This is a genomic window from Shimia sp., assembly GCF_041624275.1.
Classification (GTDB): domain Bacteria; phylum Pseudomonadota; class Alphaproteobacteria; order Rhodobacterales; family Rhodobacteraceae; genus Shimia.
In genome coordinates this window covers 1-23,804 of record NZ_JBFJVE010000018.1, presented here as the reverse complement: position 1 = coordinate 23,804, position 23,804 = coordinate 1, and the positions used below count along the sequence as shown (strand labels likewise).

The window sequence follows — 23,804 nt, the reverse complement described above, 5'->3', positions numbered from 1 at the left end:
CGGGACGCGCGCGGGGCCCTGCAATCGAAGGATAAAGTAAGAAAGAAGGCAGTTACTCGTTGGCTTTGGGCTTAGGAAACCCGCTGTACAACATGTCTATATGTTCGAAGAGGTCAGCCGCCACAGAACGCCAAAGCGGGTCGAGAACGATCCGAACGCCCTCCCGCCGCGCAAGTTTTGCGGCCGGAACGAAATCGGCGTCACCAGCAACAAGCACGATATGCCGAACCTGTTTTTTCAAAGTCAAGGAAGCAATATCCAAGCCAATTTTCATGTCCACTGCTTTCTGGCGCAGTCCGGGCGCGAAATCGTCATCAGTCAAATCGCCCACCGCCTTTCTACCGCTCAGCAATTCCTTTTGGGGCTCTTCTTTCATGATCCAACCTCTTTCACGCCGGACCTCTCCAAGGCGGACCGCTGTATTCGGGCTTCTTCGCAACCTTTCAAAGAGACCAAGCCGAAACCTTGCTTCCTTAGTCTTGGAATAGTCGATGGCTGACTTCGAAATCGGTTTGTGCCCTTTTGCAAGATAGGGCGAGGCGTCGTAGTAGAACACTCTGTAAAGGTTTGAACGTGGATGTTTCTGACCCGCGATTTTGTTGTGAGCCGTTAAGTGACTGGTCACCAACCGGGCAATCGCATCAGCAACATCATCGGGCTTCCAAGGATCTATGTTTGGGCGAACTGTCGACAAACGCTTTAAGAAATAACCACCATCAATCAATATCGCAATCTTACTCATTGCTTCCTCAAACGCAAAAAGCCCCAAGGGCTCGGCCAATGTCATGATCTCGAGGACACGGGCGTACTACCAAGGGGCGAATCGCTGATTTAATGAATCAGTTTTTGGGATTTGTCAATCTTTTTTCCTACTTTCGCACCAGCGCCTCATAGCTTTCCGCGATGTCGCGGGTCAGCTCGCCGACTTCGAAAGTATAGTCTCCGATCTGCCCCACGGGGGTCACTTCGGCGGCAGTGCCGGTCAGCCAGCACTGTTCGAAATCGGCCATTTCCTCGGGCTTGATGCGGCGTTCGTGCACGGTGATGCCCTTGTCTTTCAGCATCTGGATCACGGTCTGGCGGGTGATACCGTTGAGGAAGCAGTCGGCCAGCGGGGTGTGGACCTCGCCATCCTTGACGAAGAACACGTTGGCGCCGGTGGCCTCGGCGACATAGCCGCGATAGTCCATGAACAAAGCGTCCGAACAGCCCTTGGCCTCGGCCTTGTGCTTGGAAATGGTGCAGATCATGTAAAGACCGGCGGCCTTGGCGTGGACCGGGATGGTCTCGGGGCTCGGCCGTTTCCACTCGGCGATGTCGAGCTTGGCGCCCTGCATCTTGGCATCGCCGTAATAGGCACCCCAGCCCCAGACCGCGACCGCCATGCGCACCGGGTTCCTGGCCGAGGCGACGCCCATGTCCTCGCCCGAGCCACGCCAGACCACGACCCGGATATAGGCGTCTTGCAGACCGGAGGCTTTCAGAGTCTCTTCCTTGGCGGCTTCGATGTCGTCCACCGAATAGGGCATCGGCATGTCCAGCGCCTCGGCCGATTTGATCAGCCGTTCGGAATGCTCGCGGCTCTTGAAGATCTTGCCGTTATAGGCCCGTTCCCCTTCGAACACGGAACTCGCGTAATGCAGCGCATGGGTCAGGATATGCACATTGGCATCGCGCCATTCGACAAGCTTGCCATCCATCCAGATCTTGCCGTCGCGGTCGTCATAGGAACCGGCCATGGATTGTCCTCCAACTACAATCATTTTTCATTTGTTGCGCAGCTTAGGGCCGAAACGGGCATATTGTTGCGCCAAATCTGCGGAGTGCTATCAGTTCCCACTTGGAGTGTCAACAAAGCTGACGTATTATAGGTCAAGAACAGGCAAAAAAGAACGGGGACCGCGATGCGCGAACCTACCAGCGGCGAAAGCCTGCTTTATCTGACCGACGAGCAACTGCGGCAGGGCATCGAGGCGATGTATTTCGCCTATCGCGGCTTCACCGCCGACCCCGACCGGATCCTGGCCACCCTGGCCTACGGGCGGGCCCATCACCGGGCGATCCATTTCATCAAGCGGGCGCCGGGCACCACGGTGACCAACCTGCTGGAAATCCTCGGGGTGACGAAACAGTCGCTGAACCGGGTGCTGCGCACCCTGATTGCCGACGGGCTGGTGGAAAGCCGGGTCAGCGCCTCGGACCGGCGCGAACGCAACCTGTTCCTGACCGAGGCCGGCGAGTCGCTGGAGAACCGGCTGTCGGACGCCCAGCGCACCCGGATGCGCGCCGCCTATCGCGAGGCCGGCCCCGAGTCGGTGGCCGGCTTTCGCAAGGTGCTCGAGGCAATGATGGACGGCGAGATGAAGCGCCGCTACAGCAGCCTGCGCGAGGGAGGCGCATGACCGAGGTCGCGCCCCACCTGCTGATCGTCGACGACGACGAGCGCATTCGCGAGCTGTTGAAGAAATTCCTGATGCGCAACGGCTTTCTTGTGACCTCGGCGCGTGACGCGGCCCATGCGCGGCGCATCCTGTCGGGGCTGGATTTCGACCTTATCGTGCTCGACGTGATGATGCCCGGCGAGGACGGCATGAGCCTGACGCGGGCGATCCGCGAGACCTCGATCACCCCGGTGCTGCTGCTGACCGCCCGCGGCGATACCGAGGACCGGATCAGGGGGCTGGAAGCGGGGGCCGACGACTATCTCGCCAAACCTTTCGAACCCAAGGAGCTGCTGCTGCGGATCAATGCCATTCTGCGCCGCATGCCCGAATTGACCGAGACCGAGGCGGCGCCCAAGGTGCTGCAGCTGGGCAGCATCCGCTATGACATCGAGCGCGGCGAGATGTGGCAGGGCGACGAGATCATCCGCCTCACGGCCACCGAAAGCCAGCTGATGAAGATCTTTTCGGCCAATGCCGGGCAGCCGGTCAGCCGCGCCAAGCTGGTCGAGGATCTGGGCCGCGACAGGGGTCAGGCGCAGGAACGTGCCGTCGATGTGCAGATCACCCGGCTGCGGCGCAAGATCGAGGCCGATTCCAAGCAACCGAGATATTTGCAGACAGTGCGCGGCGCCGGATATATGCTGGCTCCTGACTGAGCCGTTGCCCGGGCACAGGGTGTTGCGAGTATTTCGGGGGAGGAATGGTCGAAGGGCGCGGAAATCAATAAAGGGAGGATCTCATGTCATTCACCAGAACCGCAGCCATCGCGCTGACCTGTCTTGTGCCTTTCGCGGCAACCTCGCAACAACTCGACACCTGGGGCACCGCCGGGGGGTGGGACGTGATGATCGACTCCTCGATGGGCGACGGCTGCCTGATCCAGGCCGCCTATTCCGACGGGTCCGTGGTGCGCATCGGCTTTGACCGCAATGTCGGCCAGGGCTATGTCACCGCCTTCAACGAAGCCTGGGGCGATATTGTCGAGGGCGAGCAATACGGCATCCTGTTCGATCTCGACGGGCACGAATATGACGCGGTGGCGACCGGGATCTATCTCAACGGCGTGCCCGGCGCCGATATCTATTTCGACAATCCCGATTTCCTCTGGGACATCGCCGCCAAGTACACGATGACGATCTACAACGAGAACGGCTATGTCACGGCGATCGATCTCGGCGGCACCATGGTCGGGCTGGAAGCGGCGATCGAATGCCAGAACGAGATGGGCTGATCGCGACAGGGGCTTTTCCGGCGCTCGGCAGAGTGCCGTAAGGACCGGAACGGAAGGCAGGGCATTGCCCTGCCTTCTGCCTTCGGCGAGAGTATTTTCAAAGAGATGAAGCAGGGGGCATCATGACCACGGCCTTGTTCACACATCCTGAGTGCCTCGAGCATCAGACGCCGCCGGGCCATCCCGAACAGGTGGCGCGGCTGCACGCGATCGAAGAGGCGCTTTGCGGGGCTGAATTCGCGGCGCTGCAACGCCACGAGGCGCCGCTTTGCGACGATGAGGACATCCTGCTGTGCCATCCGCAGGGGCATCTTGATGCCATCGCCGCAGCGGTGCCGGCAAGCGGCAGCCGGGCGCTGGATGCCGATACCCACCTGTCGCCGGGCTCGCTGTCGGCGGCGCGGCGCGCGGTCGGCGGCTGTCTGGCGGCGGTCGACATGGTCATGGCCGGCCGGGTGCGCAATGCCTTTGTCGCCTGCCGCCCGCCGGGTCATCACGCCGAACAGGGCACGCCGATGGGGTTCTGCCTGTTCGGCAATGCGGCGATCGCGGCGCGCCACGCCATGGAGCGCCACGGGCTGACGCGGGTGGCGGTCGTGGATTTCGACGTCCATCACGGCAATGGCACACAAGCGCTGCTGTGGGACGAGGCGCGCTGCCTGTTCCTGTCGAGCCACCAGCACCCGCTGTGGCCGGGCAGCGGCAAGAGCGACGAGTCGGGCGCCCATGGGCAGATCCGCAACCTGCCGCTGCCGCCGTATAGTGACGGCAAGCTGATGCGGGCGATCTACCGGGCCGAGGCCTGGCCGGCGATCGACCGCTTCGCGCCCGAGCTGATCGTGGTCTCGGCCGGCTTCGACGCCCATCGCGACGACCCGCTGGCGCAGCTCAACTGGCGCCGCGAGGATTTCGCCTGGCTGACCCGCGAGATCTGCGCCCTTGCCGACCGGCACTGCGCGGGGCGCGTGGTCTCGACTCTCGAGGGCGGATATGATCTGAGGGCCCTGGCGGCGGCAACCGCCGCACATGTAAGCGTATTGATGGAGGCAGGCGCATGAGTGACACGCCGGTAGAGGAGCTGAGCTTTGAGGCGGCGATGGCCGAACTTGAGAAGGTGGTCGGCCAGCTCGAACGGGGCGACGTGGCGCTGGAGGAGTCGATCGCGCTGTACCAGCGCGGCGCGGCGCTGAAGCAGCGCTGCGAGGACAAGCTCAAGGAAGCCGAGGAAAAGGTTGCCGCGATCACGCTGGACGGCGAGGGCAAACCCGCCGGGCTGAAACCCGTCGAAGGGCTCTGAATGTTCCGCAGCCGGTTGGAGGAAGCCGCGGGTGCGGTTCAGGCGCATCTCGACGCGACGATGGCGCCGCTGGGCGATCTGCCGGTGGTGCAGGCGATGCGCTATGCCAGCGCCGGCGGCAAGCGGCTGCGCGCCTTTCTGGTGCTGGAAAGTGCCCGCCTGCACGGGGTGGCCGCCGCCAACGCGATCTGGCCGGCGGCGGCGATCGAGGCCATCCACGCCTATAGCCTGGTGCATGACGATCTGCCCTGCATGGACGATGACGCCCTGCGCCGCGGCCTGCCAACGGTGCACGTGAAATGGGACGAGACCACGGCGGTGCTGGCCGGGGACGCGTTGCAGAGCTTTGGTTTCGAATGTGTCAGCCGGGCCGAATGCCACGCCGACCCGCTGGTGCGGGCCGAGCTGACGGTGTCGCTGGCGCGGGCCGCCGGGGCGCAGGGCATGGTGCTGGGCCAGGCGCTGGACATCGCCGCCGAGACCGCCACCACGCCGCTGACGCTGGCCGAGATCACCCGCCTGCAGGCCGGCAAGACCGGGGCGCTGATCGCCTGGTCGGCGATGGCCGGCGCGGTGATGGCTCGGGCCGAGACCGCGGCGCTGCACCGCTATGCCGACAAGCTGGGGCTGGCCTTTCAGATCGCCGACGATATTCTGGACGTCGAAGGCGATGCCGCCAAGCTGGGCAAGGCGGTCGGCAAGGATGCCGATGCCGGCAAGGCGACCTTCGTGTCGCTGCTGGGGCTGGACGGCGCCAAGACGCGGGCCCGCGAGCTTGTGGAAGAGGCCTGTGCGGCGCTCGACCCCTATGGCGCCGAGGCCGCGACCTTGCGGGAAGCGGCCCGGTTCGTTATTGCCCGAGACAGCTAGTTAAGAAAGGCGTCCGACGATGACAGCCAGACCTGAAACGCCGCTCTTGGACAGGATCGACCGACCGGCCGACCTGAAGCAGCTCTCGGATGGCGAGCTGGTCAGGCTGGCCCATGAACTGCGCGCCGAAACCGTGTCGGCGGTCAGCGAGACCGGGGGCCATCTTGGCGCCGGGCTTGGGGTGGTCGAGCTCAGCGTCGCGCTGCACGCGGTCTTCGACACGCCGCGCGACAAGATCATCTGGGACGTCGGCCACCAATGCTATCCGCACAAGATCCTGACCGGGCGCCGCGAGCGGATCCGCACGCTGCGTCAAAAGGGCGGGCTGTCGGGTTTCACCAAGCGCAGCGAGAGCCTTTATGACTGTTTCGGGGCCGGGCATTCCTCGACCTCGATCTCGGCGGCGCTGGGCTTTGCGGTGGCGCGCGATCTCGGCGGCCAGTGCGACGGCGGGCTCGGAGATGCGGTGGCGGTGATCGGCGACGGCTCGATCAGCGCCGGCATGGCCTATGAGGCGATGAACAACGCCGGCCACCTCAACAAGCGCATGTTCGTGGTGCTGAACGACAACGACATGTCGATCGCGCCGCCGGTCGGGGCGATGTCATCCTATCTGTCGCGCCTTTACGCCGGAGAACCCTTTCAGGAGTTGCGCGCGGCAGCCAAGGGGGCGGTGTCGCTGCTGCCGGAACCCTTCCGCGAGGGCGCCAAACGCGCCAAGGAGATGCTCAAGGGGATGACCGTCGGCGGCACCCTCTTCGAGGAACTGGGCTTTTCCTATGTCGGCCCCATTGACGGCCATGACATGAACCAGCTTTTGCCGGTGCTGCGCACCATCCGCCAGCGCGCCACCGGGCCGGTGATGCTGCATGTCATCACCAAGAAGGGCAAGGGCTATGCCCCGGCCGAGACCGCCCGCGACCGCGGCCATGCCACCGCGACCTTCGACGTGCTGACCGGCAAGCAGCACAAGGCGCCGTCAAATGCGCCCTCCTATACCTCGGTCTTCGGCCGGGCGCTGCTCGATGAGGCGGCGCGCGACGACCGGATCTGCGCGGTGACCGCCGCGATGCCGGACGGCACCGGGCTGAGCCAGTTCGCCGACCGTTATCCGAGCCGCTGTTTCGACGTCGCGATCGCCGAACAGCACGGGGTGACCTTTTCGGCGGCGCTGGCGGCCGGGGGCATGAAACCCTTCTGCGCGATGTATTCGACCTTCCTGCAAAGGGGCTATGACCAGGTGGTGCACGATGTGGCGATCCAGCGCCTGCCGGTGCGCTTTGCCATCGACCGCGCCGGGCTGGTCGGGGCCGACGGGGCCACCCATGCCGGGGCCTTCGACATCGCCTTCATGGCCAACCTGCCGGGCATGGTGGTGATGGCCGCCGCCGACGAGGCCGAACTGGTGCATATGGTGGCCACCGCCGCCGCCCATGACGAGGGGCCGATTGCCTTCCGCTATCCGCGCGGCGAAGGCGTGGGCGTCGAGATGCCCGAACGCGGCGTGCCGCTGGAAATCGGCAAGGGGCGCATGATCCGCAAGGGGGCGCGGGTGGCGCTGCTGTCGCTGGGCACGCGGCTGCAAGAGGTCGAGAAAGCCGCCGAGGCGCTGGCCGCGCGCGGCATCGAGCCGAGCATCGCCGACGCACGTTTCGCCAAGCCGCTGGACGCCGAGATGATCCTGTCGCTGGCCCGCGACCACGAGGCGCTGATCACCATCGAAGAGGGCGCCGTGGGCGGTTTCGGCAGCCATGTGGCGCAGCTTCTGGCCGAGAACGGCGTGTTCGATAACGGGCTCAAGTTCCGCTCGATGGTGCTGCCGGATGTCTTCATCGACCAGTCGAGCCCGCGCGACATGTATGACGTGGCCGCGATGAATGCCGCGCAGATCGAAGCCAAGGTGCTGGATACCTTGGGCGTGGCGCGGATCGACAGCAAGCGCGCCTGAGGGGGCGGTGCGTGTGAACACGCACCCTACGGTTCAAAACACCTGAAACGAAAAAGGCGGGGCATGGCCCCGCCTTTTCCTATCTGTCGAACCGGGAGCCAGGCTCCCAATCCCTTACCAGTCTTCGCGAACCACGACGCGGGTCTTGATCGGCAGTTTCATTGCCGCGAGGCGCAGAGCTTCGCGGGCAACTTCGTCCGAGACACCGTCGATTTCGAACATCACGCGGCCAGGTTTGACCTTGCATGCCCAGAAGTCCACGGAACCCTTACCTTTACCCATACGCACTTCGGTCGGCTTCGAGGTGACCGGAGTGTCGGGGAAGATACGGATCCAGACACGGCCCTGACGTTTCATGTGGCGGGTCATCGCGCGGCGGGCCGCTTCGATCTGACGCGCAGTCACACGCTCGGGCTGGGTGGCTTTCAGACCATAGGAACCGAAGTTCAGGTCGGAACCGCCTTTTGCCTGGCCTTTGATCCGGCCTTTGTGCATCTTGCGGAATTTTGTACGCTTTGGTTGAAGCATGTGTCAGTCTCCCTTAGCGACGACCGCCGGCACCGCGAGGTGCTGGGCCATCCTGGACTTCTTGTGCTTTACGGTCACGCGCCGCCGGATCGTGCTCCATGATCTCGCCTTTGAAGATCCAGACCTTGATCCCGATGATGCCATAGGCAGTCATCGCTTCGGAATGTGCGTAATCGATGTCGGCACGCAGAGTGTGAAGCGGCACGCGGCCCTCACGGTACCATTCGGTCCGTGCGATCTCGGCACCACCCAGACGACCAGCGACGTTCACCCGGATACCCAGGGCGCCCATGCGCATGGCGTTCTGCACGGCACGTTTCATGGCGCGGCGGAACGAGACGCGGCGTTCCAGCTGCTGGGCGATCGACTCGCCGACCAGCTGAGCGTCGAGCTCGGGCTTGCGCACTTCAACGATGTTGAGGTGCAGCTCGCTGTCGGTCATCGCGGCGATCTTCTTGCGCAGGGTTTCGATGTCCGCGCCTTTCTTGCCGATGATGACGCCGGGACGCGCGGTGTGAATCGTGACGCGGCACTTCTTGTGCGGACGCTCGATGATCACACGGGCCACGCCGGCCTGCTTGCACTCTTTGTTGATGAACTCGCGGATTTTCAGGTCTTCCAGCAGAAGATCACCGTAATCCTTGGTGTCGGCGTACCAACGGCTGTCCCAGGTGCGGTTCACCTGAAGACGCATGCCGACCGGATTTACTTTGTTACCCATTAGGCTTGCTCCTCAACTTGACGCACCTTGATGGTGAGTTCCGAGAACGGCTTGATGATCTTGCCGAAACGACCGCGGGCGCGCGGACGACCGCGTTTCATGGTCAGGTTCTTGCCCACATAGGCTTCGGCGACGATCAGCTCGTCGACGTCCAGGTTGTGGTTGTTCTCGGCGTTGGCAATTGCCGACTGAAGGCATTTCTTCACGTCAGCTGCGATACGCTTGTTCGAGAAAGTCAGGTCGGTCAGAGCCTTCTCGACTTTCTTGCCGCGGATCATGCCGGCCACCAGGTTCAGTTTCTGCGGGCTGGTGCGAAGCATGCGGGTTTTCGCCATTGCTTCGTTTTCGGCCACGCGGCGGGGGTTCTTTGCCTTGCCCATGACTTACTTCCGTTTCGCTTTTTTGTCAGCCGCGTGACCGTAATAGGTGCGAGTCGGCGAATATTCACCGAACTTCTGACCGATCATGTCTTCGGTGACGTTGACAGGGATGTGCTTCTTGCCGTTGTAGACACCAAAGGTCAGACCCACGAACTGGGGCAGGATGGTGGAACGGCGCGACCAGATCTTGATCACTTCATTGCGGCCCGACTCGCGCGCTGCTTCGGCTTTTTTCAGCACGTAAGCATCGACAAAGGGGCCTTTCCATACAGAGCGAGACATAGATTAACGTCCCTTCTTCTTGGCGTGACGCGAGCGGATAATAAGCTTTTGCGACGCTTTGTTCTTGTTGCGGGTGCGGGCACCCTTGGTCGGCTTACCCCAGGGCGAAACCGGGTGACGACCACCCGAGGTCCGGCCTTCACCACCACCATGGGGGTGATCGATCGGGTTCATAACCACACCACGAACCGACGGACGTTTGCCCTTGTGGCGCATACGACCGGCTTTACCGTAGTTCTGGTTCGAGTTGTCGGGGTTCGACACGGCACCGACGGTGGCCATGCATTCCTGACGCACCATGCGCAGTTCGCCCGACGACAGGCGGATCTGAGCGTAGCCACCATCACGGCCCACGAACTGGGCGTAGGTGCCGGCGGCACGTGCGATCTGACCGCCCTTGCCGGGCTTCAGCTCGATGTTGTGGATGATGGTACCGATCGGCATGCCCGAGAACGGCATCGCGTTGCCCGGCTTGATGTCGGCCTTGGCCGAGGCGATGACCTGGTCACCAACTGCCAGACGCTGCGGCGCGAGGATATAGGCCTGCTCGCCGTCTTCGTATTTGACCAGTGCGATGAAGGCGGTCCGGTTCGGGTCGTATTCGATCCGTTCAACGGTTGCCGCGACATCAAATTTGTTCCGTTTGAAGTCAACAATCCGGTAGAGGCGTTTTGCGCCACCACCACGACGACGCGAGGTGATCCGTCCGGTGTTGTTCCGGCCGCCCGATTTCGTCAGACCCTCGGTGAGGGCTTTGACGGGGCGTCCTTTCCAGAGCTCCGAACGGTCGATCAGCACCAGCCCACGCTGGCCCGGCGTCGTCGGCTTATACGACTTGAGTGCCATGCTTTCTGTCTTCCGTTTAGCAGTGCGGATCTCTTCTGATCCGCTATGTGTGAGGCCCCCGCCCGCCGGTTTCGTCCGAAACCCGCTACTAGGGTGCCAATGGTATAGGGCCCCGAAGGTCCCCGGTTAAACGCGCAACCGGCCCCAGAACGAATCTGAGGCCAGTGCGATGGGTGCTAGTAGCAGGGGCGCAGCGAGGAGGCAAGCAAAAGCGGCCGTTTTCTTGCCTGCGTAGGGTGCGTGATCTCACGCACCGCCCCCGACCGGCGCAAGCATGTTGTGCAAAAGGCGGTGCGTAAAGGGGGGGCGCGGTGCGTGCAAGCACACACCCTACGCCATGCACCCCCAGCATGCACAGACGATCCAAATCAAAGCCCGTGACCGGCGGCCGTGGTAGAATTCGTCATTGACTGACCGCAAGCAATTCGACCCGCCACAAGGAGGCGCCCAAATGACTCAATCCAAGACCGAAACCAAATCCTCACAAGACGCAAACGCCGCTGCGGCCTTCAACCCGATGGCCGCCACCCTCTGGCAGGATGTGCTGCAGGAAAGCGCGCGTTTCATCACCGAGCGGCTGCAGAAAGATCTTGAAACCCAGCAAGCGATGCTCGGCTGCAAATCGCCGGCAGAGCTCTTGCAGCTGCAGACGGATTTCTACCAGAGCGCGCTGGCGGATTACACCGAGCAGACGACACGCATGCTCAAGCTCATGTCGAAAGCCGGCGGAACCTCGCGCGAGTATGACGACATCCCGCTGTAGGCCCCCGGCAATGAAAAAGCCCCCCGGCTCTCACCGAGGGGCTCTTTTTTACCTGTAGGCCGGGCTTCAGCCCGGCAAAGGCAGGATCACAGACCGGTGGTCACGTCGATCGTGTTGCCTTCTTCCAGGGTCACATAAGCCTTTTTCACGTCCTTGCGCTTGCCCAGCTGGCCGCGGAAACGTTTGACTTTGCCCTTGGTGATGGTGGTGTTGACCGCTTTGACCTTGACACCAAACAGCGCCTCGACGGCCTCTTTGATCATCGGTTTGTTCGAGTCGATGGCCACTTCGAAAACAACCGCACCGTTTTCCGATGCCATGGTCGATTTCTCGGTGATCACCGGCTTGCGGATCACATCGTAATGTTCAGCCTTCGCGCTCATTTCAGTCGAGCCTCCAGTGCTTCGATACCCGCCTTGGTGATCACCAGGGTGTCACGCTTCAGGATATCATAAACGTTTGCGCCCATCGACGGCAGGATGTCCAGACCTTCGATGTTGCGGGCTGCCTTGGCGAAGCCTTCGTTGACCGAAGCGCCGTCAATGATCAGCGCGCGTTTCCAGCCCAGGTTCTTCACCTGCTTGGCCAGAGCGGCGGTCTTGCCTTCCGACTCGGCGGTCTCGATGACCACCAGCTCGCCGGCTTTGGCCTTGGCCGAAAGCGCGAGCTTCAGACCCAGCTTGCGGACCTTCTTGGGCAGGTCGTGGCCGTGCGAGCGGACAACCGGACCCTTGTAGATGCCACCACCGCGGAAGATCGGCGCGTTGCGGTCACCGTGACGTGCGCCGCCGGTGCCTTTTTGGCGATAGATCTTCTTGGTCGAATACGAGGTTTCCGAACGGGTCTTGACCTTGTGGGTACCGGCCTGGGCGTTGTTGCGCTGCCAGCGGACCACGCGGTGCAGGATGTCGGCGCGCGGCTCGAGACCGAACAGGTCCGCGTCGAGCTCGACCGAACCAGCGCTGCTGCCGTCGAGATTGATTACGTCGAGTTTCATGCTTCACCACCTTCCGCGGCAACTTCTTCCGCAGGTGCTTCGGTTGCAGCAGCCTTCAGACCGGCCGGGAACGGCAGACCTTCGGGGGCTTTCTTCTTCACGGCGTCCTTGACGGTCACCCAGCCACCCTTGGAGCCGGGAACGGCGCCCTTGATGAACACCAGGCCACGCTCGGCGTCGGTCTTGACGACTTCGAGGTTCTGGGTGGTGACGCGCACGGCACCCATGTGACCGGCCATCTTCTTGCCTTTGAAGACCTTGCCCGGATCCTGACACTGGCCGGTCGAACCGTGCGAACGGTGCGAGATCGAGACACCGTGCGAGGCACGCAAACCACCGAAGTTGTGACGCTTCATGGCACCGGCAAAACCTTTACCGATCGAGGTGCCCGCCACGTCGACCTTCTGGCCTTCGAGGAAGTGCTCGGCCGAGATTTCGGCGCCGACTTCGATCAGGGCGTCTTCAGAAACGCGGAACTCGGCGACCTTGCGCTTGGGTTCCACATTGGCCTTGGCGAAGTGACCGCGCATTGCCTTGGAGGTGCGCTTGGCCTTGGCCGAACCGGCGCCCAGCTGAACGGCGGTGTAACCGTCGGTGTCGAGGGTGCGTTGGGCAACGACCTGAAGGCCGTCGAGAGCGAGGACGGTGACAGGGATCTGTTTGCCGTCTTCCATGAACAAGCGGGTCATGCCCACTTTTTTCGCGATGATTCCAGAGCGCATCAGATACCCTCCTTAAACCGAGATCTGGACGTCAACGCCAGCCGCCAGGTCGAGCTTCATCAGCGCGTCCACGGTCTGGGGAGTCGGATCAACGATGTCGAGAAGACGCTTGTGCGTGCGGATCTCGAACTGATCGCGGGATTTCTTGTCAACGTGGGGGCCACGCAGAACGGTGAACTTCTCAATCTTGTTGGGAAGCGGGATCGGGCCACGAACCTGCGCGCCGGTGCGCTTTGCAGTGTTCACGATTTCCTGAGTGCTGGCGTCCAGTACCCGGTAATCGAATGCCTTCAGCCGAATGCGGATGTTTTGGCTTTGCATCAAACATGCCTTTTCTTAGGCGTGAGAGTTGAGAGGAGGATCCGCGACCACCGCAAACCCTCATCGAACCCAAAAGGCGGGAATCATCCCGCCTCGACGTTCTCTCGGAGAACCCGCGCGATATACGGGGTGTGGAGGCATGTGGCAAGGGGGAAGTTGCATTGCCGCCAGACCGGTTCCCCATCACGATCCGGCGCTGCGGCCCCTGCGCATCCACAAACACTTGACTCACATCATGGACGCCCCCGATCCTTGATCCGACTGTGATTACGCCGGGGCGCCGCGTCTTTGGCCGCAAGACGGCCCCGCCCGCCGCGCCTCCGGCCCGAGTGTTTTACGGAGGAACATCATGACAACAGAAAACTCCCGCGCCCGCGTAGCGGCGCTGGTCGGGCCCTATTCCAGCGGCAAGACCACCCTGTTCGAGGATATCCTCTTCGCGGCCGGCGCCATTCCCCGCCGGGGCTCGGTCAAGGACGGCACCACCACCGGCGATGCCTCGCCCGAGGCCCGGGCCCGCAGCATGTCGACCGAGATCAACGTCGCCTCGTTTGACTATCTTGGCGATCCCTGGACGGTGATCGACTGTCCGGGCTCGGTCGAGCTGATCCATGATGCGCAATGCGCGATGATGGTGGCCGATGTGGTGGTGGTGGTCTGCGACCCCAAGCCGGACCGCGCCGTGACCCTGTCGCCGCTGCTGCGCTTTCTCGACGATCGCGATATTCCGCACTTTATCTATATCAACAAGATGGATCAGGAAGAGGCCTCGGTGCGGGCCACCTTCGAGGCGGTGCAGGCGATCTCGTCGCGCCCCCTCGTGATGCGCGAGATCCCGATCCGCGACGGTGACGGCCAGCTGACCGGCATGGTCGATCTGGTCAGCGAACGCGCCTGGCGCTGGGAGCCGCACAAACGCTCGGAGATGATCACCCTGCCCAAGGATCTGGAAGACAGCGAAGGCGAGGCGCGCAATGCGATGCTCGAGTCGCTGGCCGATTTCGACGACGATTTGATGGTCGAGCTTCTGGAAGACGTGGTGCCCTCGACCGACGAGGTCTATGAAAACCTGGTGCGCGACCTGCGCCAGGATCTGATCGTGCCGGTGTTCTTCGGCTCGGCGGAAAACCAGAACGGCGTGCGGCGCCTGATGAAGGCGCTGCGCCACGACGCGCCCTTCGTGGCCGATACCGCCGCCCGGCTCGGCCTGCCCGACGCGGGCAGCGTCGCCCAGGTGTTCTCGACGCGTCACGCCGGCAAGGCGGGCAAGATGTCCTATGTGCGGGTCTGGTCCGGCGAGGTCGCCGACGGCGACACGCTGAACGGGGACCGCGTGGCCAGCGTGCGCCAGCATGTCGGCGCCAAGTCGACCCTGACCGGCCGTGGCGGCGCCGGCGAGGTCATCTCGCTGGGGCGCATGGGCTCGGTGAACACCGGTGATCTTCTGACCGCCGAGGGCAGCGCCACCGCCGACTGGCCGGCCCCCCCGGCGCCGATGTATGCGCTGGCCTTGCAGACCGAGCATCAGGCCGACGAGGTGCGGCTTTCGGCGGCGCTGACCCGGCTGGTCGAGACCGACCCGTCGATCCACACCCAGCACAACACCGAAACCGGCGAGCTGCTGCTTGCCGGTCAGGGGGCGATCCAGTTGCAGATCGCGCTGCAACATCTCGGCGCCGACAGCGGGCTGAAGCTGACCCAGACCACGCCCACCGTGCCCTTCAAGGAGACCATCACCCGCAGCGTGACCCAGAAGGCACGCCACAAGAAACAGTCCGGCGGCCATGGCGAGTTCGCCGATGTCGAACTCGAGATCCGGCCCCTGCAACGCGGCGAGGGCTTTGCCTTTGACGACCGTATCGTCGGCGGCGCGGTGCCCAAGCAGTATATCCCGGCGGTGGAAAAGGGCGTGCGCGCCTATCTGGAAAAAGGCCCCAACGGTTTTCCGGTGGTCGATGTGGCGGTGACGCTGGTCGACGGTTCGCACCACAATGTCGACAGTTCCGATCAGGCCTTTCAGCGCGCCGCGATCAAGGCCATGGGCGAGGCGATCCCGCAGTGCAAGCCGATCCTTTTGGAACCGATCCAGAAGGCCACCCTGTCGGTGCCCTCCGAGTTCACCCCCAAGGTGCAGCGCATCGTCTCGGGGCGGCGCGGCCAGCTTCTGGGTTATGACACCAAACAGGGCTGGGCCGGCTGGGACGAGGTTCAGGCGCTGATCCCGCAGTCCGAGATGATGGACATCATCACCGAGCTGCGCTCGGTCAGCCTCGGCATCGGCACCCATGTCTCCGAGTTCGATCACCTGCAACAGGTCTCGGCCAAGGATGCGGCCATCAAATAAGGCGCGCGCCGCCAAAGTGGCCTTTGCGCCACCCGCTCTCGGCCTCGCATGAAAGGTGAGTGGTCAAGCGCGATCAAAGCGCCTATATGCGCCTCATGATCGCGCAGACACATACCGCATTGCCCTTTGAAAAGATGCACGGGCTGGGCAACGACTTTGTCGTCATCGACGCGCGCGACCGCGACGTCGCCCTGTCCGATGCCCTGATCCGGGCCATCGCCCACCGCCAGTTCGGTGTGGGGTTCGATCAGCTCGCGGTGATCTCCAAGGGCCGCCACGACGCCCATCTGACCTTCTACAATGCCGACGGCTCGCAGTCCGCCGCCTGCGGCAATGCCACCCGCTGCATCGCCCGCAAGCTGATGGATGAAACCGGCCTGACCTCGCTGCGCCTGACCACCGAGCGCGGGCTGTTGCTGGCCCGCGATGCCGGCAACGGGCTCACCTCGGTCAACATGGGCCCCCCGCAGCTCGAGTGGCACGAGGTGCCGCTGGCCGAGCCCATGGACACGCTCGCCCTGCCCATCGACGGCGCGCCCACCGCCACCGGCATGGGCAATCCGCATTGCACCTTCTTTGTCGAAGACGCCGAGGCGGTGGATCTCGAAAGCTTTGGCGCCGTCCATGAACATCACCCGCTATACCCTCAGCGCACCAATGTGCAGGTGGCCCATGTGGTCGGCCCCGATCATCTGCGCATGCGGGTCTGGGAACGCGGCGTCGGCATCACCCTTGCCTCGGGCAGCTCGTCCTGCGCCACCGCGGTTGCCGCCGCCCGGCGCGGCCTGACCGGGCACAAGGTCCGGATCGACCTCGATGGCGGCACATTGTGGATCAACTGGGCCGAAGACGGTGTCTGGATGACCGGCCCCACGATGACCGTGTTCAGCGGCAGCTTCAGCCGGGGCTTTCTGGAGTCCGTCTGATGCCAGCTCCGCCGAAATTCACCACGCTTGGCTGCCGTCTCAACGCCTATGAGACCGAGGCCATGAAAGAACTGTCGCAGACCGCCGGTCTCGACAATGCGGTGGTGGTCAACACCTGCGCGGTGACCGCCGAGGCGGTGCGCAAGGCGCGGCAGGAGATCCGCAGACTGCGCCGCGACAACCCCAAGGCCCGCATCATCGTCACCGGCTGCGCCGCCCAGACCGAGCCCGAGACCTTCGCCGCCATGCAGGAGGTCGACAAGGTCATCGGCAATCACGAAAAGATGCGCCCCGAGACCTGGGCCGGCATGGCCACCGATTTCCTTGGGCAAACGGAAAAGGTGCAGGTCGACGACATCATGTCGGTGACCGAAACCGCCGGCCACCTGATCGACGGTTTCGGCAGCCGCAGCCGCGCCTATGTGCAGGTGCAGAACGGCTGCGATCACCGCTGCACCTTCTGCATCATCCCCTATGGCCGCGGCAATTCCCGCTCGGTCGCCGCTGGCGTGGTGGTGGACCAGATCAAGCGTCTGGTCGATTCGGGCTATCACGAGGTGGTGTTGACCGGGGTTGACCTGACCTCATGGGGCGCCGATCTGCCGATGCAGCCGCGGCTTGGCGATCTGGTGCTGCGCATCCTCAGACTGGTGCCGGATCTGGCCCGCCTGCGTATCTCATCGATCGATTCCATCGAAGCGGATGAGGCGCTGATGCAGGCCATCGCCACCGAGCCGCGCCTGATGCCGCATCTGCATCTCAGCCTGCAACACGGCGACGACCTGATCCTGAAGCGCATGGCCCGCCGGCATCTGCGCGACGACGCCATCGCCTTCTGCGAAGAGGCCCGCGCCTTGCGCCCCGACATGACCTTCGGCGCCGACATCATCGCCGGTTTCCCGACCGAGACCGAGGCCCATTTCGAAAACTCGCTGAAACTGGTCGGCGACTGCGACCTGACCTGGCTGCATGTCTTTCCCTATTCCAAACGGAGCGGAACCCCGGCGGCCAAGATCCCCAATCAGGTCGATGGCAATGTGATCAAGTCGCGCGCCGCGCGCCTGCGCGCCGCCGGCGAGGCCCAGGTGGCCCGCCACCTTGCCGACCAGCTGGGCAAGACCCATCACATCCTGATGGAAAACCCGCATATGGGCCGCACCGAACAGTTCACCGAAGTGCATTTCGAGCGCGCCCAGCCCGAGGGCCAGATCGTCACCGCCAAGATCACCGGCATCCGCGACGGTCAGCTGCTGGCATGAGCCGGCCGATCCTCTATTCCTTCCGCCGCTGCCCCTATGCCATGCGCGCCCGGCTCGGGCTGGCCAGCGCCGGCCTGTCTGTCGAGCTGCGCGAGATTGTTTTGCGCGACAAGGCGCCCGAGTTTCTCGCCACCTCGCCCAGCGCCACGGTGCCCTGCCTGAAAGCCGGCGGCATGGTGATCGACGAAAGCCTCGACATCATGCTCTGGGCACTTGCGCAAAGCGACCCGGAACAGCTGCGCGACATGCCCCGGCTGGGCCACGATCTGATCGCCGCCACCGACGGCGCCTTCAAGACCGCGCTCGACCGCTACAAGTACCACAGCCGCTACGGCTCCGACCGCGATCTCGAGCGCACCAAGGCCGCCGGGCATCTCATCGCGCTCGACGCCCAGCTCGACGGCAAACCCTGGCTCTTCGGCGATACCCCGCGCCTTGCCGACCTCGCCATCCTGCCCTTCATCCGCCAGTTCGCACTCACCGACAAAGCCTGGTTCGACGCCCAGCCCTGGCCGCATCTGCATCGCTGGCTCGGGGCTTTCCTGACCTCCGAGCGCTTCCTTTCGATCATGTTGAAATACCCCAGGTGGCAGGCCGGCGACACCGCCACCCGCTTTCCCTGACCATCATCCGCCGTCAGGGCCGATCACCGTTGGTATTTCCGAGGTCTCGTGAACCGTGAAACGGCGCCCCTCAGTCGAGCACCCGTGCCTCGTCGACCAGCATCACCGGGATACCGTTGCGGATCGGAAAGGCCAGCCCGGCGCTGTCCGAGATCAGCTCCTGGGCTTCGGCGTCATAGCGCAGGGTGGTCCGGGTCTGCGGGCAGACCAGCGCCTCCAGCATCCGGCGGTCGAACGGCTGATTGCCTTCATTCATTGCATCACATCCTCTTCGGCGCCGCCGCGCAGCGCGAACTCGATCAGCGTGATAAGGGTTTCGCGCCGGCTTGCCAAGCGCGGCGCCTCGAGCAGCGCCTGTTTGTCCTCGGGCGCGAAATCCAGCAGCATCGACAGCGAATTGATCAGCAATTCGTCGTCGGCATCCTTCAGCGTCTCCCAGTCGGTCGACAGATCGAGCGCCGCGAAATAGCGCGCCAGCAGCGCCATGAAGGCCGTCCGGTCCAGTGCCGTGTCCTTCTCGGCATGCCCGAGGTCATGCGCGAACCCCTCCCAGCTGACGGCGCAGCGACGATAGGGGTGAAAGCCGTTCACCTCCCTGCGCACCCGGAACCGCGAAATCCCGGTCAGGGTGATCAGATAGCGGTGATCCTCGGTCTCGGAAAACTGCGTCACCCGCCCGGCACAGCCGATCCGGTGCAGCGCCGGCCCGTCGGCGTCGCCCCCCCTGCCTCCCGGCATTTCCAGCGGCTGGACCATGCCGATCAGCCGCCCCGGCGTCTTCAGCACGTCGTCGAGCATCGCCAGATAGCGCGGCTCGAAGACATGCAGCGGCAGGCGGGACCGCGGCAAGAGCAGCGCCCCGGGCAAGGGGAACACGGCCACCGTGTCCGGCAGATCGGCAGGTTTGAACATGCCCTGAACCTAGCGCGAAATCGCGCTTAGGCAAAGATCATTGAACTGAGCCGGCGCCGGCCGTTCAAAACCACCGGGTCATTGGGCTTGAGGGCCTCGAAAATGGTGAACAGCTGCGTCTTGGCGGCTCCGTCATTCCATTCGCGGTCGCGGCGGAACAATTCAAGCAGCTCGGACACCGCGCCTTCGGCATCGCCCGCCGCATGCAGCGCCTGCGCCAGGTCGAAGCGCGCCTGAAGGTCGTCCGGATTCGCGTCGACAGCGGCGCGCAGCTCGGTCACCGGCCCGGCATGTTCGGCCTGGCGCGCCAGTTCAAGCTGGGCCCGCACCGCCTCGATTTCCGGCGCCGCGCTCAGTTCGGCGGGCACCCCGTTCAGCACCGCCTCGGCCTGATCCAGCGCCGCCAGCGCGATATTGGCCCGCGCCAGGCCGGCAAAGGCGGCGACATTGGCCTGATCCTGTTCAAGGATCGCGGCAAAGGTCTCGCCCGCCGATTGCGCATCGCCTTCGGCCAGCATCTCTTCGGCGGCTTCCACCGCCGCCGCCAGACCGCCGTCGTCGATCTCGCCGCCGGCGGCCTCGACCACACGCTTGACGAAAGCCTCGATCTCGCTACCCGGGATCGCCCCCTGGAAACCGTCGATCGGCTGCCCTTTCCAGAAGGCATAGACCGTGGGGATCGACTGCACCCGCAGCTGCCCGGCGATGCCCTGGTTCTCGTCGACATTGACCTTGGCCATCTTCACCGCGCCGCCGGCAGCCATCACTGCCGCCTCGAGCGCCGGACCCAGCGTCTTGCAGGGGCCGCACCAGGGCGCCCAGAAATCCACGATCACCGGCACGCTCTGCGAGGCATCGACCACCTCGGCCATGAAGGTCATCTCGCTGACATCCTTGATCAGATCCCCCGCCGGGGCCGCCGCGCCTTGTCCAAGTTCCAGCATCTCGTCATCCTCGATAAATCAATTGGCCCCTATATGAGGCCAGAAGCGGCGGATTCAAAGGTCAAATTCGGCAAAAACCGGCGCGTGGTCGCTGGGTTTCTCCCAGCCGCGCGCCGCCCGCAGGATGCGGCTGGAATGGCCGGCTTCAGCAATGTCCGGCGTCGCCCAGACATGATCCAGCCGCCGCCCCTTGTCGGCCGCGTCCCAATCGCGCGCCCGATAGGACCACCAGCTGTAAAGCCGCCCCTCGGGAATATCCTTGCGGGTGATGTCGACCCAGGCCCCGGCCTCCTGGGTCTGCGCCAGATGTTCGACCTCGACCGGCGTGTGGCTGACCACTTTCAACAGCTTCTTGTGATCCCAGACATCATCCTCGCGCGGGGCGATGTTCAGATCGCCGACCAGAATGGATTTCTGCGGCCTGTCGCCATGGAACCAGTCGCGCATCCCGGTCAGGTAATCGAGCTTCTGACCGAATTTCTCGTTCACCTCGCGATCCGGCTTGTCGCCGCCCGCCGGCACATAGAAATTGTGGATGGTAACGCCGTTCTCCAGCCTGCCGGCAACATGGCGCGCATGGCCAAGGCTGGCGAAATCCTCGCTGCCGGCCTCGACCATCGGCATCTTGGACAGGATCGCCACCCCGTTATAGCCCTTCTGCCCCCGCGCCACCATGTGGCGATAGCCAAGGGCGGCAAAACCTTCGGTGGGAATCTTCTCGACCGGGCTCTTGCACTCCTGCAGGCAGAGCACGTCCGGTGCCTCTTCCTCGAGCAATTTCAACACGATGGGCTCGCGCAGGCGAACCGAGTTGATGTTCCAGGTGGCAAGGGTAAAGGACATGGGCGCGCTCCGGGGTTGTCAGATCGCGCCTACCCTAACCGCAAGCCGCGCCGGGCGCCACGCGCAATCCCGGCCGTTTTCTCTTGCCCGAAATATCCCCGCCGGAGGCTCCGACGGTGCGGCGCATCACCCGATCAGACCGGCCGCGCGGAACAGCGCCTTGACGTCCGCCTCAGGGCGCGCGCCGTAATGGCCGATCACCTCGGCCGCCGCGATGCATCCCATGCGGCCCGACACCTCGAGCGACTGCCCGGTGGCATAGCCGTAAAGGAAGCCGGCGGCGAACTGGTCCCCGGCGCCGGTGGCATCGACGGGCACGATCTCGGTGACCGGCACCACCGCCTCTTCGTCGCCCCTGACCAGCACCACGTCATGGCCCGAACGGGTGCAGACCACCATGCCGGCATCGGCCGCCGCCTGCTCCAGCGCCGACGACAGGTCGCTCTGATACAGCGCCTGCCATTCGTGTTCGTTGCCGATCACGTAGTCCAGCTCTTTCACCAGGCGGCGGAAATCGTCGCGGTGACGTTCGACGCAGAAAGGATCCGACAGGGCGATTCCGGCCTTGCCGCCGCCCTGACGACAGAGCCGCGCGGCGGCCTCGAAGGCCTCCTTGCCCTTGGGCTTGTCATAAAGATAACCCTCGAGAAACAGCAGCTGCGCCTGTCCGGCCACCGCGTCGGGCACATCCTCCGGTCCCAGCTCGGCGGAAATCCCGAGATAGGTGTTCATCGAGCGTTCGCCATCCGGCGAGACGAAGATCATCGAGCGCGAGGTCGGCAATTCGCCGCCCGCCACCGGCGGGTTGACGAAATCGGTGCCGTCGGCCTGCATCCCGTCGGCATAGAACCTGCCCAGCGCATCATCATGCACCCGGCCGATGAAGCCGGTGCTCAGCCCCAGCGCCCCGAGGCCAGCCACCGTATTGGCCACCGATCCGCCCGGCGCCTGGGTGCGGTTGGTCATGCCGGCATAGAGCATCTCGCCGCGCGCGCGCTCGACCAGCTGCATGATGCCCTTCTGGATCCCCATGAGGTCGAGAAAAGAATCGTCGGATTGCGAAATCACGTCGACGACGGCGTTGCCGATGCCAACGACCTGATAGGGTTTGCTCATAGGGTCTTGTCCTCAAACATACAGAGATCACGGATCAGGCAATTGCCGCAGACGGGCTTGCGCGCCTTGCAGACATAGCGTCCGTGCAGGATCATCCAGTGATGGGCGTGGTGTTGAAAATCCACCGGAATATTGTCTTCGATGGCGCGCTCGACCGCGACCACATCCTTGCCGGGGCAGACGCCCGAACGGTTGCCGAAGCGAAAGATATGGGTGTCGACGGCCTGGGCCGGATAGTGCCACCACATGTTCAGCACCACATTGGCGGTCTTGCGCCCCACGCCCGGCAGGCTTTCCAGCGCGGCGCGCGAATTGGGCACCTCGCCGCCGTAATCCTCGACCAGGATGCGGCTCAGCTTGATCACGTTCTTGGCCTTGTTGCGATAAAGCCCGATGGTCTTGATATGCTCGATCAGCGCCGCTTCGCCGAGATCCAGCATCTTCTGCGGCGTATCGGCGATCTTGAACAGGTCCTTGGTCGCCCGGTTCACGCCGGCGTCGGTGGCCTGCGCCGACAGCGCCACCGCCACCACCAGCGTATAGGCGTTGACGTGATCCAGCTCGCCCTTGGGCTCGGCTTCCATCTCTTGGAAACGGGTGAAGATCTCGCGGATCGTGTGGTAATCGAGTTGCTTGGCCATGACCGCGCCCTTTTGCCCCGGCCGCGCGCGCCCGTAAAGGGCCGCCGCGGCGAAACCGCGGGATCGCGCCCGGCTGTTGCCGGATTGCGCGCGCCGGCCGGGGACAGGGGCCGGGGTTTGCGCAATATCCGGGTCGTCCGCGACCGCCGTTGGCCCTATCCTGAGCCGGCAGAACAAGGAGCGACCCATGGCCGACATGCAGGAAAGCTATCACTACGAGGTCATGCGCCGGGCCATCGAGCTGATCGACCGGCGCGACGACCGGCTTTCGCTCGCCGAACTGGCCCGTGCCATGGACATGAGCCCGGCCCATTTCCAGCGCCTGTTCAGCAGGTGGGCCGGGGTGTCGCCGAAACGGTTCCAGCAATACCTGACCCTCGGACATGCCAAGGCGCTGCTGCACGACCGTTTCACCATGCTCGACACTTCCGACGCGGTCGGGCTGTCGGGCTCGGGGCGGCTGCATGATCTGTTCCTGCGCTGGGAGGCGATGAGCCCCGGCGACTATGCCCGGCGCGGCGCCGGGCTGACGATCCGCTGGGGCTGGTTCGACAGCCCCTACGGGCCGGCGCTGGTGATGGGCACCGGCAAGGGCATCTGCGGCATCGGATTCGCCGCCGAAACCGGACGCGCGGCGACGCTGGCGGACCTGCGGTCCCGCTGGCCCCGGGCCGCCTTCGTCGAAGACCCCTCGGCGCTGCGCCCCTGGGTCACGGCGGCCTTTGCCGAGCAGAGCGACAGCGCCGGAAAAGTGCCGGTCTACATGATCGGCTCGCCGCTGCAGATCAAGGTCTGGGAGGCGCTGATGCGCATCCCCTCGGGGCAGGTCTCGACCTATTCCGAGAT

30 protein-coding genes are annotated in these 23,804 nt (G+C 64.0%); 13 read left to right on the top strand and 17 right to left on the bottom strand.

The window, feature by feature from the left end; all coding sequences use genetic code 11:
* Positions 1-52: 52 nt before the first annotated feature.
* On the bottom strand, positions 53-742 hold the full coding sequence (locus tag ABZD10_RS02855) for an NYN domain-containing protein (RefSeq protein WP_372884590.1): 690 nt from the start codon (positions 740-742) through the stop codon (positions 53-55).
* A 127-nt stretch (positions 743-869) separates the two neighbouring features.
* On the bottom strand, positions 870-1,739 hold the full coding sequence (locus tag ABZD10_RS02850) for a branched-chain amino acid aminotransferase (protein ID WP_372884589.1): 870 nt from the start codon (positions 1,737-1,739) through the stop codon (positions 870-872).
* Between the two features lie 165 nt (positions 1,740-1,904).
* Here ABZD10_RS02850 and ABZD10_RS02845 point away from each other — a divergent pair, with 165 nt between their 5' ends.
* The 7 genes from ABZD10_RS02845 (at position 1,905) to dxs (ending at position 7,790) form a co-directional block, all read left to right on the top strand.
* A complete protein-coding gene (locus tag ABZD10_RS02845; RefSeq protein WP_372884588.1) occupies positions 1,905-2,402 on the top strand; it encodes a MarR family winged helix-turn-helix transcriptional regulator in 498 nt (165 codons plus the stop codon).
* Complete coding sequence (locus ABZD10_RS02840) at positions 2,399-3,100, top strand: response regulator (RefSeq protein WP_372884587.1); 702 nt, start codon at positions 2,399-2,401, stop codon at positions 3,098-3,100. Before ABZD10_RS02845 ends, ABZD10_RS02840 begins: the two co-directional genes overlap by 4 nt.
* An 83-nt stretch (positions 3,101-3,183) precedes the next feature.
* Positions 3,184-3,675, top strand: a complete 492-nt coding sequence (locus ABZD10_RS02835) for a hypothetical protein (protein WP_372884586.1) — start codon at positions 3,184-3,186, stop codon at positions 3,673-3,675.
* 122 nt (positions 3,676-3,797) lie between these two features.
* Positions 3,798-4,733, top strand: a complete 936-nt coding sequence (locus ABZD10_RS02830) for a histone deacetylase family protein (RefSeq protein WP_372884585.1) — start codon at positions 3,798-3,800, stop codon at positions 4,731-4,733.
* The gene (locus ABZD10_RS02825; RefSeq protein WP_372884584.1) at positions 4,730-4,972 is read left to right on the top strand and encodes an exodeoxyribonuclease VII small subunit; all 243 of its coding nucleotides are present in this window, start codon (positions 4,730-4,732) and stop codon (positions 4,970-4,972) included. Before ABZD10_RS02830 ends, ABZD10_RS02825 begins: the two co-directional genes overlap by 4 nt.
* Positions 4,973-5,842 carry a polyprenyl synthetase family protein gene (locus tag ABZD10_RS02820; RefSeq protein ID WP_372884583.1) on the top strand — a complete coding sequence of 290 codons (870 nt, stop codon included), beginning with the start codon at positions 4,973-4,975 and terminating at the stop codon, positions 5,840-5,842.
* A 19-nt stretch (positions 5,843-5,861) separates the two neighbouring features.
* A complete protein-coding gene (dxs, locus tag ABZD10_RS02815) occupies positions 5,862-7,790 on the top strand; it encodes a 1-deoxy-D-xylulose-5-phosphate synthase (protein ID WP_372884582.1) in 1,929 nt (642 codons plus the stop codon).
* A 114-nt stretch (positions 7,791-7,904) separates the two neighbouring features.
* Here the strand turns inward: dxs and rplP are convergent, their stop codons facing one another.
* From rplP to rplB, 5 genes are read right to left on the bottom strand one after another with little or no spacing between them, the layout of a single operon-like run.
* Positions 7,905-8,318 (bottom strand): 50S ribosomal protein L16, encoded by a 414-nt coding sequence (gene rplP, locus ABZD10_RS02810; RefSeq protein ID WP_372884581.1) that lies wholly within the window; start codon positions 8,316-8,318, stop codon positions 7,905-7,907.
* A 13-nt stretch (positions 8,319-8,331) separates the two neighbouring features.
* Positions 8,332-9,039: a 30S ribosomal protein S3 gene (rpsC, locus tag ABZD10_RS02805; protein ID WP_372884580.1), complete on the bottom strand. Its 708-nt coding sequence runs from the start codon at positions 9,037-9,039 to the stop codon at positions 8,332-8,334.
* Positions 9,039-9,419 carry a 50S ribosomal protein L22 gene (gene rplV / locus ABZD10_RS02800; protein WP_093325849.1) on the bottom strand — a complete coding sequence of 127 codons (381 nt, stop codon included), beginning with the start codon at positions 9,417-9,419 and terminating at the stop codon, positions 9,039-9,041. Before rplV ends, rpsC begins: the two co-directional genes overlap by 1 nt.
* A 3-nt stretch (positions 9,420-9,422) precedes the next feature.
* Complete coding sequence (gene rpsS, locus ABZD10_RS02795) at positions 9,423-9,701, bottom strand: 30S ribosomal protein S19 (RefSeq protein WP_294116132.1); 279 nt, start codon at positions 9,699-9,701, stop codon at positions 9,423-9,425.
* 3 nt (positions 9,702-9,704) lie between these two features.
* Positions 9,705-10,547: a 50S ribosomal protein L2 gene (gene rplB / locus ABZD10_RS02790; protein ID WP_372884579.1), complete on the bottom strand. Its 843-nt coding sequence runs from the start codon at positions 10,545-10,547 to the stop codon at positions 9,705-9,707.
* Positions 10,548-10,998: 451 nt separating this feature from the next.
* Between rplB and ABZD10_RS02785 the strand changes: the two genes are divergently transcribed.
* Complete coding sequence (locus tag ABZD10_RS02785; protein ID WP_372884578.1) at positions 10,999-11,310, top strand: phasin family protein; 312 nt, start codon at positions 10,999-11,001, stop codon at positions 11,308-11,310.
* Between the two features lie 86 nt (positions 11,311-11,396).
* Here the strand turns inward: ABZD10_RS02785 and ABZD10_RS02780 are convergent, their stop codons facing one another.
* The 4 genes from ABZD10_RS02780 to rpsJ are packed head-to-tail and all read right to left on the bottom strand — an operon-like array spanning position 11,397 to position 13,350.
* On the bottom strand, positions 11,397-11,693 hold the full coding sequence (locus ABZD10_RS02780; protein WP_372884577.1) for a 50S ribosomal protein L23: 297 nt from the start codon (positions 11,691-11,693) through the stop codon (positions 11,397-11,399).
* Entirely contained in the window at positions 11,690-12,307 is a 618-nt protein-coding gene (gene rplD / locus ABZD10_RS02775) for a 50S ribosomal protein L4 (protein WP_372884576.1), read from the bottom strand. The genes ABZD10_RS02780 and rplD overlap by 4 nt, the downstream gene beginning before the upstream one ends.
* Positions 12,304-13,029 carry a 50S ribosomal protein L3 gene (rplC, locus tag ABZD10_RS02770; RefSeq protein ID WP_372884575.1) on the bottom strand — a complete coding sequence of 242 codons (726 nt, stop codon included), beginning with the start codon at positions 13,027-13,029 and terminating at the stop codon, positions 12,304-12,306. Before rplC ends, rplD begins: the two co-directional genes overlap by 4 nt.
* A gap of 12 nt (positions 13,030-13,041) precedes the next feature.
* On the bottom strand, positions 13,042-13,350 hold the full coding sequence (gene rpsJ, locus ABZD10_RS02765) for a 30S ribosomal protein S10 (protein ID WP_044028221.1): 309 nt from the start codon (positions 13,348-13,350) through the stop codon (positions 13,042-13,044).
* Positions 13,351-13,699: 349 nt separating this feature from the next.
* Here rpsJ and ABZD10_RS02760 point away from each other — a divergent pair, with 349 nt between their 5' ends.
* From ABZD10_RS02760 to ABZD10_RS02745, 4 genes are all read left to right on the top strand, one after another.
* On the top strand, positions 13,700-15,694 hold the full coding sequence (locus ABZD10_RS02760; RefSeq protein ID WP_372884574.1) for an elongation factor G: 1,995 nt from the start codon (positions 13,700-13,702) through the stop codon (positions 15,692-15,694).
* An 86-nt stretch (positions 15,695-15,780) separates the two neighbouring features.
* On the top strand, positions 15,781-16,620 hold the full coding sequence (gene dapF / locus ABZD10_RS02755) for a diaminopimelate epimerase (RefSeq protein WP_372884591.1): 840 nt from the start codon (positions 15,781-15,783) through the stop codon (positions 16,618-16,620).
* The gene (gene mtaB / locus ABZD10_RS02750; RefSeq protein WP_372884573.1) at positions 16,620-17,879 is read left to right on the top strand and encodes a tRNA (N(6)-L-threonylcarbamoyladenosine(37)-C(2))-methylthiotransferase MtaB; all 1,260 of its coding nucleotides are present in this window, start codon (positions 16,620-16,622) and stop codon (positions 17,877-17,879) included. The genes dapF and mtaB overlap by 1 nt, the downstream gene beginning before the upstream one ends.
* Complete coding sequence (locus ABZD10_RS02745) at positions 17,876-18,502, top strand: glutathione S-transferase (protein ID WP_372884572.1); 627 nt, start codon at positions 17,876-17,878, stop codon at positions 18,500-18,502. Before mtaB ends, ABZD10_RS02745 begins: the two co-directional genes overlap by 4 nt.
* 70 nt (positions 18,503-18,572) lie before the next feature.
* Here the strand turns inward: ABZD10_RS02745 and ABZD10_RS02740 are convergent, their stop codons facing one another.
* The 6 genes from ABZD10_RS02740 to nth form a co-directional block, all read right to left on the bottom strand.
* The gene (locus tag ABZD10_RS02740) at positions 18,573-18,758 is read right to left on the bottom strand and encodes a Trm112 family protein (RefSeq protein WP_372884571.1); all 186 of its coding nucleotides are present in this window, start codon (positions 18,756-18,758) and stop codon (positions 18,573-18,575) included.
* The gene (locus ABZD10_RS02735; RefSeq protein ID WP_372884570.1) at positions 18,755-19,414 is read right to left on the bottom strand and encodes an LON peptidase substrate-binding domain-containing protein; all 660 of its coding nucleotides are present in this window, start codon (positions 19,412-19,414) and stop codon (positions 18,755-18,757) included. Before ABZD10_RS02735 ends, ABZD10_RS02740 begins: the two co-directional genes overlap by 4 nt.
* A gap of 26 nt (positions 19,415-19,440) precedes the next feature.
* Positions 19,441-20,358, bottom strand: coding sequence for a tetratricopeptide repeat protein (locus tag ABZD10_RS02730; protein WP_372884569.1), 918 nt, complete (start codon positions 20,356-20,358; stop codon positions 19,441-19,443).
* Between the two features lie 54 nt (positions 20,359-20,412).
* A complete protein-coding gene (locus ABZD10_RS02725) occupies positions 20,413-21,201 on the bottom strand; it encodes an exodeoxyribonuclease III (RefSeq protein ID WP_372884568.1) in 789 nt (262 codons plus the stop codon).
* 126 nt (positions 21,202-21,327) lie between these two features.
* Positions 21,328-22,317 carry an adenosine kinase gene (locus ABZD10_RS02720; protein WP_372884567.1) on the bottom strand — a complete coding sequence of 330 codons (990 nt, stop codon included), beginning with the start codon at positions 22,315-22,317 and terminating at the stop codon, positions 21,328-21,330.
* The gene (gene nth, locus ABZD10_RS02715; RefSeq protein WP_372884566.1) at positions 22,314-22,958 is read right to left on the bottom strand and encodes an endonuclease III; all 645 of its coding nucleotides are present in this window, start codon (positions 22,956-22,958) and stop codon (positions 22,314-22,316) included. The genes ABZD10_RS02720 and nth overlap by 4 nt, the downstream gene beginning before the upstream one ends.
* A gap of 187 nt (positions 22,959-23,145) precedes the next feature.
* Here nth and ABZD10_RS02710 point away from each other — a divergent pair.
* On the top strand, positions 23,146-23,804 hold a 659-nt coding region (locus ABZD10_RS02710; protein WP_372884565.1), incomplete at its 3' end, for a helix-turn-helix domain-containing protein.